This window comes from Methylobacterium sp. 13MFTsu3.1M2 (assembly GCF_900112625.1).
Lineage (GTDB): Bacteria > Pseudomonadota > Alphaproteobacteria > Rhizobiales > Beijerinckiaceae > Methylobacterium.
This window is the reverse complement of sequence record NZ_FOMM01000058.1, coordinates 1-8,061: the sequence shown is the minus strand read 5'-3', so window position 1 is coordinate 8,061 and position 8,061 is coordinate 1. Positions and strand designations below refer to the sequence as shown.

The window sequence follows — 8,061 nt, the reverse complement described above, 5'->3', positions numbered from 1 at the left end:
GGTGCCGGGGGCGGCGTAGGGGAAGGGGACGGCGAAGGTGTTGCCGGTGTTGCGGTCGCTGGCGTCGAAGGCGTAGCCGGCGTTGATACCGAAGTAGGCGCCGGTCCAGGTGAAGACCGGGACGGGGGTGAACACCGGCGGCGGGGCGGCGCGGCGCGGCAGGTCGGCGGCCGAGGCGGCGCCGGTCAGGAGAGCCGTGGCGGCGCTCGCGAGCAGAAGCTTCTTGATCATCTGGTCCTCTGTCTCCCGTTGGACGGGATGTGTGCGGGGCGGACAGGACGTCAGGATGTGCGGGCGCGATAGTGCATTGTTGCAACAGCGCCGGCGGGGGTCCGGAGCCGGTGGACCGAAAGGTGCGCTGGAGCACATCATCGCGGCGTCGTGATCCGGTGTCGCGGAACTATTTCGCGACTTCTGTCGCGGAGGTCCGCCGCGACGACCAATATGCGCACGCTGCGACCGCACATTTCCGCGCGCCCGATTCCGTCGGCGAAACGCTTGATCCAGGTTGTTGCCCACCGCGCCAGTGCCCGACAGACTTGTACAGTGGCACCGCATGGGTCGTTGCCCGATCGATCGGAGTGCTCGCGGCCGCGTCCCACATGGATGAACTCTCCCTGGATCCCGCCTCGGGTCTGGTTCGGGCCGCCCACCGCCTGGCGACCGCCCGGTCCCTGGAGGACACGGTCGCGATCCTGCGCGAGACCGCGCGGGAGATCGCGGGCTCCGACGGGATCGCGGTGGTTCTGCGCGAGGGCGACGCCTCCTTCTACGCCGCCGAGGACGCCATCGAGCCGCTGTGGCGCGGCCGCAGGTTCCCGCTGACGGCGTGCATCTCGGGCCGCGCGATGCTCGACGACGCGACCATCGTGATCCCGGACATCGAGTGCGATCCCCGGGTGCCGCTCGCCCTCTACCGCCTGACCTCGATGCGCAGCCTCGTGATGGTTCCGATCGGCTCGCCCGAGCCCGTCGCCGCACTGGGCGCCTACTGGTGCGCCTCGGTCATCCCGGACGACGCGACGGTCCGCCGGCTCGAGGATCTGGCCCGGCACGCGGCCGCCGCCCTGGCGCGGCCGCGCTCGGCGGGATCGTGACGTTCGCGGCCGCGCGGGTCCGCGGCCGCAGGATCCCGTTCCGGCCGGGATCGATCGGCCGTCCCGGCCGTTCCCCGCCCTCAGGCCCCCGCACGGAAGATCCAGACCCGCCACATGAAGCGCCTCACCCTCATCGGCATCTTCATCGTCCTGCTGCTCGCCATCGTGGCGATCGCGGCCACGTGGTCGAAGGTCACGCCCGTCAATCCGGCGGTCGCGCCGGACACGTCCGCGACGCCCAACCCCACCGGCGAGCGGAAATGAGGCCGCGCTGACGCATCGCCCGGCACGCCGGTCCCGGCGACCGCGCCGGGAACATGCGGGGACCTGCCGCCTTGGGCCTACACGAAGGACCGCAGGGAGGGACGGATGGGACAGGATGTCGACGCCGCACGCGAGGCCCTGGGGACCGTCCCGCCGGGCCGGCCGGCAGCCCCGGAGAAGCGGGCCGACCCGGCGGCCGGCGGCAGCGGTCCCCACGCCCCGGGCCCCGTTGATCCCGGCTCCGACGCGGCGCCGGAGAGCGGCGGCTACGACACCCGACCGCCCGCGCCGCAGCCCGACAACCGGAAGGGCGGGTACGGCGCCGGCTGAGGCGCGCGAACCCCCTTCATCCGTCCATCGCCCTCAAGGCGCGGCGCTTTGCCTGTGCCGGCGCGCGCGGGTCGCCCGTCGAAGTCGCCTGCGGGCGCGCGGGGTCGCTCGGCGGCGCTGATCGGCGTCGTTCGAGGATGTCGCGCGATCAGCCGGGTCGCCCCCGTCCGGACGCGCCGAGATCCTCTGCGGTCGATGCAGACGTGCAACGAACGGCGCACCCGTCGGCCTCCGCATGGCGCGAGAAAATCTAGAGATATTCATCGAGTCTTCGTTCTATATTTACGCTGTTTAAACCCTTGCTGCGCCCAAACCGTGGGAACGTAAATCGCTCGCTGGAAGTCCGATCATGAATGAGACCTTCGATGAGACATCCAACACCTTGGCCGTGATGACCGCCGAGCTCGTGGCCGCCTACGTGTCGAACAATCCGGTGCCGGCCGCGGAGCTGCCGGCCCTGATCGCACGGGTGCACGGCGCGATCAGCGGACTCGTCGCCGGGACGCCGGCGGCGCAGGCCGGCGCGGCCCCGCAGGCCGAGGTCGAGAAGCCGAGCGCGGCCCAGATCCGCAAGTCGGTCCGGCACGACGGGATCGTCAGCTTCATCGACGGCAAGCTCTACAAGACGCTGAAGCGCCACTTGGCCAGCCACGGCCTGGATCCGCGCAGCTACCGCGACAGCTACGGCCTGCCGACCGACTATCCGATGGTCGCCCCCGGTTACGCCGAGCAGCGCTCCGCCCTCGCCAAGGCGATCGGCCTGGGCCAGCCCGGCGCCATGGCGCGGCGCGGCGGCACGGACCACTGATCCCCGACAGGCGCGTCGCCGCCCGGGCGGCGAGACCGCCGGCTGCCCGGCCGACCGCGCGGGTATCGCCGGGCGGTCAACCCTCCGGGCCGGCGCGGCGCTTCTCCCGGACCCCGCCCGCCCCGGTGCGGCCGCGGGCGTAGCCCAGCGATATCAGCCCGCCCTGCCGGGCGAGGCGCCGCTCCAGCGCGTCGAGATCGATCAGAGCGTCCGCGATGGCCGCGACGAGTGCGGCCCAAGCGTCACCCTTCGCCGCCCTGTGATAGGCCACGGCGATCGTCTCGGCCTCCCTGAGACGAATCTCCGCAGGAGCCGCCTCGGGATCTGGGTGCATCGCCGTCCGAATCTGTATAGAACATATCACGAACAAAGCGCATCGGCGCGGTGGGTTCAACCGCGGATGCGCCCCGTTCCCGGATCGCGGTGGAGTGCTGTGGATTGATTGAGGGAAGCTCAATGCCGACGCGGCTTTACCGCTTCCACTGCACGGACGGCCACGAGCTGGTGACCGACCTGCGCGGCAGCCGGTTTCCGAACGCGGCGCAGGTGCGGGCCCACGCCGATCGGGTCGCGCTCGCGCTGATGGAGCGGGTCGTGGAGCGGTTCGACTGGTCGGGCTGGCAGGTCGAGGTCTACGACGCCAAGGGCCGCCGGATCTGGATCCGGGCCTTCCCGGATGTGTGCGTCGACAGGCGGGCCGCCTGAGACGGGTGGCCGAGCAGAAGGAGAAGCAGATGGCGTTCAAGCCGAGATCCGCCGCCGAGACCAAGGCGCGCGACCTGGGTCTGGCCCTGGCCCGGATCGCTGAGGACGCGGGCACGCCGGCCCATATCGGCGTCGACCGCTTGCGGCGCGCGAGTCCCCGGCTGACCCCGCTGGCGGTGGGTCAGATGGTGCGCCGGGAGCGGGACACCGTCGAGGCGACCCTGGCCGAGCGCGGTCTGGCGCTCGTCGACTATTCCGATCAGGGGCCGGGTCGCGGGATGGAATTCGTCATCGACGCGGCGGCCTGAGCGGCGCGGGTCAGGCCGCCGCCGGGCGGCTCCGCAGAAGGCGGCCGACCAGGCGGAACGGCAGGAGCGGCAGCTTGATCAGCGCCGTGACCACCAGCACCGCCACGACGGTGAGAAGCGCGAGAACAGAGTTCATCATGCGCGTCGGACTCCCATGACCGGCTCGCCCCTCGGGCCGGGAGCGCTACGAGGCGCCCGGATCACGGCGAGACTATGGACGGTCGGGCGCCATTCGGTCGCAGCCGGACATCCGCGCGGGGCACTGGATACCGGGCCCCGTTCGGGCGGTTCTTCCCGGCAGGCCTGCCCCGGTCAGGCCGCCACACGCGGAGAGGAGTTCGGTATGCGCACGCGTCTCGCCGGAAGATCGGCCGCGCTCGCGGCCGCGGCCGCGCTCTCGGTGATCGGGTCGTCCGCGGCCCCCGCCCGGGCACAGCCGGCGGCACAGGCGCAGGTGGCCGTGCGCTACGCCGCGCCGGAGCGGTTCACCGATGCCGAGAACCGCTTCGGCTCCGGGCAGCCGCTCCGGGTCACCCTGGCCGAGCTGACCCGGATCTTCACGGATCTCGGCACGGCGCGGCTCCGCCCGGACGAACGCCTCGACATCACGGTGCTCGACGTCGATCTGGCGGGCTTCGACCGGCCCGGCTTCGCGACTCCGACCGGCCTGCGGGTCGTGACGGACGCCACGCCGCCGCGGATCCGCCTCGCCTACAGCCTGCGTCGCGGCGGCCGCACCGTGGCACAGGGCGCCGACACGGTGACGGACATCAACTTCCTGCTGACGTCCAATCCCCGCTTCTCTACCGGCGGCCTCTACTACGAGCGGCAGATCCTGCGCGACTGGTTCGCCCGGCGCTTCCCGGAGCCCGCGGGCCGCGGCTAGAACCCGTCTGCCGGCCCGACGACGCGACCGGGCCGCAGCCGGCGGCGCCCCTACCGGGCAGAGGAGCGGTGTAGTAGCGTCGGCGTGACCCGCACGCCGGGCCGGCCGACCCGACCGGCCGCGGACCGGGCTTCCACCCTCTGCGCTCGCCCGAGCCGGAGTCTCACGAGTCGGTCACCGCATGAGCGAGGCCCGCATCTTCTCGGCCGGCTGCAGCGAACTCGCCGACCTCGTCCGGAGCTTCGACTGGGCGAGGACGCCGCTGGGTCCCATCGCCGACTGGCCGCAGAGCCTGGTCTTCGCGGTCAGCACGCTGCTGCAATCGCCGGTGCCGATCGTGCTGCTCTGGGGCGAGGACGGCATCATGATCTACAACGACGCCTATTCGGGCTTCGCGGGCGGCCGCCATCCCGAGCTCCTCGGCTCGAAGGTGCGCGAGGGCTGGCCGGAGGTCGCCGACTTCAACGACAACGTCATGCGCGTCGGCCTCGCCGGCGGGACGCTGTCGTACAAGGACCAGCAACTGACCCTGCACCGCTACGGCCGGCCCGAGCCGGTCTGGATGAATCTCGACTACTCGCCGGTCTTCGGGGAGGACGGGCGCCCGGCCGGGGTCATCGCCATCGTGGTCGAGAGCACCGAGCGGGTTCTGGCCGAGCGCCGCCTGCGCGCGAGCGAGGAGCTGTTCCGCACCCTCGCCCAGGGCATCCCCCAGCTCGTCTGGCGCGCCGCGATCGACGGGGCCTGCATCTGGTCGAGCCCGCAATGGCACGCCTATACCGGGCAGACCGACGCGACGAGCCTGGGCTGGGGCTGGCTGGCGGCGGTCCATCCGGACGATGAGGCGGTCGCCGCGGCCGCGTGGCGCGAGGCGCCGGTGAGCGGCCACCTCTCCTTCGAGCACCGGCTCCGCAACGCCGCCGAGGACCGGTTCTGCTGGTTCCAGACCCGCGCCGCGCCGGTCCGCGACGCGCAGGGCCGGATCGTCGAGTGGCTCGGCACCTCGACCGACATCGACGATCTGCGCCAGCTCCAGGAGCGGCAGCAGGTCATGGTCGCCGAGCTGCAGCACCGGACCCGGAACCTCCTCGGCGTCGTGCGCTCCATCGCCAAGCAGACCATGGCCCAGACCGGGCCCGGCGAGACGTTCCGGCAGCGGTTCAACGATCGCCTGTCCGCCCTCTCGCGGGTCCAGGGCCTCCTCTCGCGCTCCGATCAGGAACCGATCACGCTCCGCTCCCTGATCGAGACGGAACTCGCCGCCCTCGACGCCCCGGCCATGCCGGCGCGCATCCGGCTGCACGGGCCCGTGGTGCGGCTGCGCAAGGCGACGGTGCAGACCTTCGCGCTGGCCCTGCACGAGCTCGCCACAAACGCGCTGAAATACGGCGCGCTCACCACCGCGCAGGGACGCCTGAGCGTGACGTGGCGGACCTACCGGGCGGACGACGGCGGTGGCCGGCTGCTGGTGGAATGGGTGGAGGAGGGTCTCGTTCGCGGACCGGAGCTGGCGGACGCGGCGCCACGGGGCGGCTACGGTCGGGAACTGATCGAGCACGCCCTGCCCTACGCCCTGAAGGCGACTACCAGCTACGAACTCGGCGCCACGGCGCTACATTGCTCGATCAACATCCCGCTCCCCGAGGGAGAAGCCACAGGCAACCCCGCATGACCTCGAAACCACGCGCGCTGGCCGGCAGGCGGGTCCTGCTCGTCGAGGACGACTACTTCATCGCCGTCGATCTCAAGTCCGGCTTCGAGGAAGGCGGCGCCCAGGTGCTGGGTCCGGTCGCGAGCGTCGGCGAGGCGCTGGCGCTGATCGCCGGCACGACCGAGATCGACGCCGCTGTCCTCGACATCAACCTGCAGGACGAGCTGGTCTATCCGGTGGCCGACGCGCTGCACGCGCGCGGCGTGCCCTTCCTGTTCGCGACCGGCTACGATCCGGTCGCCGTGCCGTCGCTCCACGGCGCCGTCGCCCTCTGCCAGAAGCCGATCGACCCGCAGGTCGTAGCGCGGGCGCTGTTCGGCTGACATTTCCCGGTTGCCGGTGGCGCGAGCCGAGGCGGCGCGGCGGATGTTTCCCGTGAAACATCCGCGCGGGCATCGATTCCCGCGCTGCTGCCGGCGCCGCGCGTCAGCGGTCCCCGAAGAGGCGCGCGATCGCGCCGGCGGCCAGCCACAGGCCTCTCAGGAGCCACCAGACCAGCCGGCCCGCCTGGACCAGCAGCTCGACGGCTTCGAGACCGTCGAGCACGCGCCGGAAGAAGCCGCGCCGGCGGGCTGCCAGTGCGGGCTCGGGCGGTGGCTTATCCGGGCCGTCTCTCCCGCGCATGCGCGCCTCCGGACCATGGCGCCGGCCGGGTAAAGGCGGCGCCCCTCACCACGCGGCCTGGAGGCCGGCGGTGAACACCTGGGCGGTGGCGCCCGGGCGGACGTCGCCGGTATAGCCCACCGACAGCCGCACGCCCTCGGCGACCGCCCCCGTCAGGCTCACCCCCAGAACCGCGCCGTCCCGGCCCAGCGCGCTCGTCCGGCCCGCGAACCCCGCCCCGAATAGGCTCGAGCGAACCACCGCCGCCGTGTCGGCCAGCTCGTGCGCCCAGTACGCCCGACCCTCCAGGCGCAGGTCCGGAATGCCCGCCAACGCCCAACTCGTCACCCGCCCGCCGACCAGGCTGCGCGCCGCGTCGAGGTCGGCCACCGCGAAGCCCTGCCCGCCGAAGCCCTGCCCGCCGAAGCCCTGCCCGACCAGACCGCCCCGCTCGGACACACGGCCCCGCGTCAGCCGGTCGTAGCTGAAGCCCACCTCCGGCACGACCTCGACCGGCAGGCCGGTCGCCAGCGCGTAGCCGGCAAAGCCCGACACCCCGCCGTTCCAGCCCGACGACAGCCCGGAGGCCTGCGACACCGCCGCGCCCAGCGCCACCGTCCGGTCCACCCGCCCGTCCGCGTACGACACACCCGCCGTGCCGCGCAGCACCACGGCGCCGAGCCGCGTGCTCGCGTACAGCGTCCCGCCGTAGCTGTCGGTGGTGAACCGACCCAGCCCCGCGCCCCGGGACGTGCCGCCCGCGCGCAGGTAGCTGAACGCCCCGCCGACCTGCGTGTCCGCCCCGACCTGGCGGTCGACGCCCATCAGCAGCCCGCCCGCGTCGAACCCGGCGCCCGCCGCCGTCCGGTCGCCGGCGCGCGCCCCGAACCCGTACAGCGCGTCGGCCCAGACCCGGCCCTCGCCCACCGCCAGCGGCGCCGCCGCCGCCCCGGCGCCGCCGCGCACCTGCAGCGCCGTGCGGTTCGGGCCCGGGCCCGGATCGCCCGCGCTGAACGCGTCCGCGCCCCCGCCCAGCCCGCGCTGGTGCCGGTCGATCGTGTCGGAGAGCAGTCGGCGCGCGGCGAGGTCGGTCATCACCGCGTCGCCGTAGCTCTGGCCCGACAGGCTCGCCAGGCCGCCCGGCAGCGTCGCCGGGCCGGCCGCGTAGAGCGGGTCGAACACCCGCGCCCGCGCCGCGTCCGGCCGCGTGCCGGCGGCCGGGCGGGCGAGGTCGAGGGCCGCGCCCACGGCCCGGGCGTTGCCGGTCTGGGCGAGGCCGAGGCCGGCGAGGTTGCCGTAGGCGGCCGGCGTGACCACGAGGTCGAGGCCGGTGGCGGCGTAGAGCGCGT

The 8,061-nt window shown here is 73.2% G+C and carries 13 protein-coding genes and 1 pseudogene; 9 read left to right on the top strand and 5 right to left on the bottom strand.

What is annotated here, in order from left to right; translation table 11 throughout:
• Positions 1–231, bottom strand: a pseudogene (locus BM314_RS29690) (porin family protein); the annotation flags it as partial.
• Positions 232–602: 371 nt separating this feature from the next.
• On the opposite strand from BM314_RS29690, the gene BM314_RS29685 reads away from it, so the two are divergent.
• The 4 genes from BM314_RS29685 (at position 603) to BM314_RS29675 (ending at position 2,499) form a co-directional block, all read left to right on the top strand.
• Positions 603–1,097 carry a GAF domain-containing protein gene (locus tag BM314_RS29685; protein ID WP_091982134.1) on the top strand — a complete coding sequence of 165 codons (495 nt, stop codon included), beginning with the start codon at positions 603–605 and terminating at the stop codon, positions 1,095–1,097.
• 114 nt (positions 1,098–1,211) lie between these two features.
• Positions 1,212–1,361: a hypothetical protein gene (locus BM314_RS30805; protein ID WP_020096531.1), complete on the top strand. Its 150-nt coding sequence runs from the start codon at positions 1,212–1,214 to the stop codon at positions 1,359–1,361.
• Positions 1,362–1,466: 105 nt separating this feature from the next.
• The gene (locus BM314_RS29680) at positions 1,467–1,691 is read left to right on the top strand and encodes a hypothetical protein (RefSeq protein ID WP_020096530.1); all 225 of its coding nucleotides are present in this window, start codon (positions 1,467–1,469) and stop codon (positions 1,689–1,691) included.
• Between the two features lie 349 nt (positions 1,692–2,040).
• On the top strand, positions 2,041–2,499 hold the full coding sequence (locus BM314_RS29675) for a Ros/MucR family transcriptional regulator (RefSeq protein WP_020096529.1): 459 nt from the start codon (positions 2,041–2,043) through the stop codon (positions 2,497–2,499).
• A 76-nt stretch (positions 2,500–2,575) separates the two neighbouring features.
• Here BM314_RS29675 and BM314_RS29670 read toward each other — a convergent pair whose 3' ends face one another.
• On the bottom strand, positions 2,576–2,833 hold the full coding sequence (locus BM314_RS29670; protein ID WP_091982131.1) for a hypothetical protein: 258 nt from the start codon (positions 2,831–2,833) through the stop codon (positions 2,576–2,578).
• A 122-nt stretch (positions 2,834–2,955) separates the two neighbouring features.
• Between BM314_RS29670 and BM314_RS29665 the strand changes: the two genes are divergently transcribed.
• Both BM314_RS29665 and BM314_RS29660 read left to right on the top strand, forming a co-directional pair.
• Positions 2,956–3,204, top strand: coding sequence for a DUF6894 family protein (locus BM314_RS29665; RefSeq protein WP_091982129.1), 249 nt, complete (start codon positions 2,956–2,958; stop codon positions 3,202–3,204).
• Positions 3,205–3,233: 29 nt separating this feature from the next.
• Positions 3,234–3,512 carry a hypothetical protein gene (locus tag BM314_RS29660; RefSeq protein ID WP_026605481.1) on the top strand — a complete coding sequence of 93 codons (279 nt, stop codon included), beginning with the start codon at positions 3,234–3,236 and terminating at the stop codon, positions 3,510–3,512.
• A gap of 10 nt (positions 3,513–3,522) precedes the next feature.
• Here the strand turns inward: BM314_RS29660 and BM314_RS31345 are convergent, their stop codons facing one another.
• On the bottom strand, positions 3,523–3,651 hold the full coding sequence (locus tag BM314_RS31345; RefSeq protein ID WP_020096525.1) for a hypothetical protein: 129 nt from the start codon (positions 3,649–3,651) through the stop codon (positions 3,523–3,525).
• A gap of 204 nt (positions 3,652–3,855) precedes the next feature.
• Here BM314_RS31345 and BM314_RS29655 point away from each other — a divergent pair, with 204 nt between their 5' ends.
• From BM314_RS29655 to BM314_RS29645, 3 genes are all read left to right on the top strand, one after another.
• Positions 3,856–4,398, top strand: a complete 543-nt coding sequence (locus BM314_RS29655; RefSeq protein ID WP_091982126.1) for a DUF3016 domain-containing protein — start codon at positions 3,856–3,858, stop codon at positions 4,396–4,398.
• Between the two features lie 181 nt (positions 4,399–4,579).
• Positions 4,580–6,070, top strand: coding sequence for a sensor histidine kinase (locus tag BM314_RS29650; protein ID WP_091982124.1), 1,491 nt, complete (start codon positions 4,580–4,582; stop codon positions 6,068–6,070).
• Positions 6,067–6,432, top strand: a complete 366-nt coding sequence (locus BM314_RS29645) for a response regulator (protein ID WP_042672258.1) — start codon at positions 6,067–6,069, stop codon at positions 6,430–6,432. The genes BM314_RS29650 and BM314_RS29645 overlap by 4 nt, the downstream gene beginning before the upstream one ends.
• A 103-nt stretch (positions 6,433–6,535) precedes the next feature.
• Here BM314_RS29645 and BM314_RS29640 read toward each other — a convergent pair whose 3' ends face one another.
• Together BM314_RS29640 and BM314_RS29635 are read right to left on the bottom strand one after the other, a co-directional pair.
• On the bottom strand, positions 6,536–6,733 hold the full coding sequence (locus tag BM314_RS29640) for a hypothetical protein (RefSeq protein WP_091982121.1): 198 nt from the start codon (positions 6,731–6,733) through the stop codon (positions 6,536–6,538).
• A 45-nt stretch (positions 6,734–6,778) separates the two neighbouring features.
• A partial coding sequence (locus BM314_RS29635; protein ID WP_139237926.1) for an autotransporter outer membrane beta-barrel domain-containing protein occupies positions 6,779–8,061 on the bottom strand: 1,283 nt, incomplete at its 5' end.

Bases quoted from the DNA above. Each gene is read 5' to 3' on its own strand.
- BM314_RS29685 (WP_091982134.1), top strand. From the start codon at position 603: ATGGATGAACTCTCCCTGGATCCCGCCTCGGGTCTGGTTCGGGCCGCC.
- BM314_RS30805 (WP_020096531.1), top strand. From the start codon at position 1,212: ATGAAGCGCCTCACCCTCATCGGCATCTTCATCGTCCTGCTGCTCGCC.
- BM314_RS29680 (WP_020096530.1), top strand. From the start codon at position 1,467: ATGGGACAGGATGTCGACGCCGCACGCGAGGCCCTGGGGACCGTCCCG.
- BM314_RS29675 (WP_020096529.1), top strand. From the start codon at position 2,041: ATGAATGAGACCTTCGATGAGACATCCAACACCTTGGCCGTGATGACC.
- BM314_RS29670 (WP_091982131.1), bottom strand. From the start codon at position 2,833: ATGCACCCAGATCCCGAGGCGGCTCCTGCGGAGATTCGTCTCAGGGAG.
- BM314_RS29665 (WP_091982129.1), top strand. From the start codon at position 2,956: ATGCCGACGCGGCTTTACCGCTTCCACTGCACGGACGGCCACGAGCTG.
- BM314_RS29660 (WP_026605481.1), top strand. From the start codon at position 3,234: ATGGCGTTCAAGCCGAGATCCGCCGCCGAGACCAAGGCGCGCGACCTG.
- BM314_RS31345 (WP_020096525.1), bottom strand. From the start codon at position 3,651: ATGATGAACTCTGTTCTCGCGCTTCTCACCGTCGTGGCGGTGCTGGTG.
- BM314_RS29655 (WP_091982126.1), top strand. From the start codon at position 3,856: ATGCGCACGCGTCTCGCCGGAAGATCGGCCGCGCTCGCGGCCGCGGCC.
- BM314_RS29650 (WP_091982124.1), top strand. From the start codon at position 4,580: ATGAGCGAGGCCCGCATCTTCTCGGCCGGCTGCAGCGAACTCGCCGAC.
- BM314_RS29645 (WP_042672258.1), top strand. From the start codon at position 6,067: ATGACCTCGAAACCACGCGCGCTGGCCGGCAGGCGGGTCCTGCTCGTC.
- BM314_RS29640 (WP_091982121.1), bottom strand. From the start codon at position 6,733: ATGCGCGGGAGAGACGGCCCGGATAAGCCACCGCCCGAGCCCGCACTG.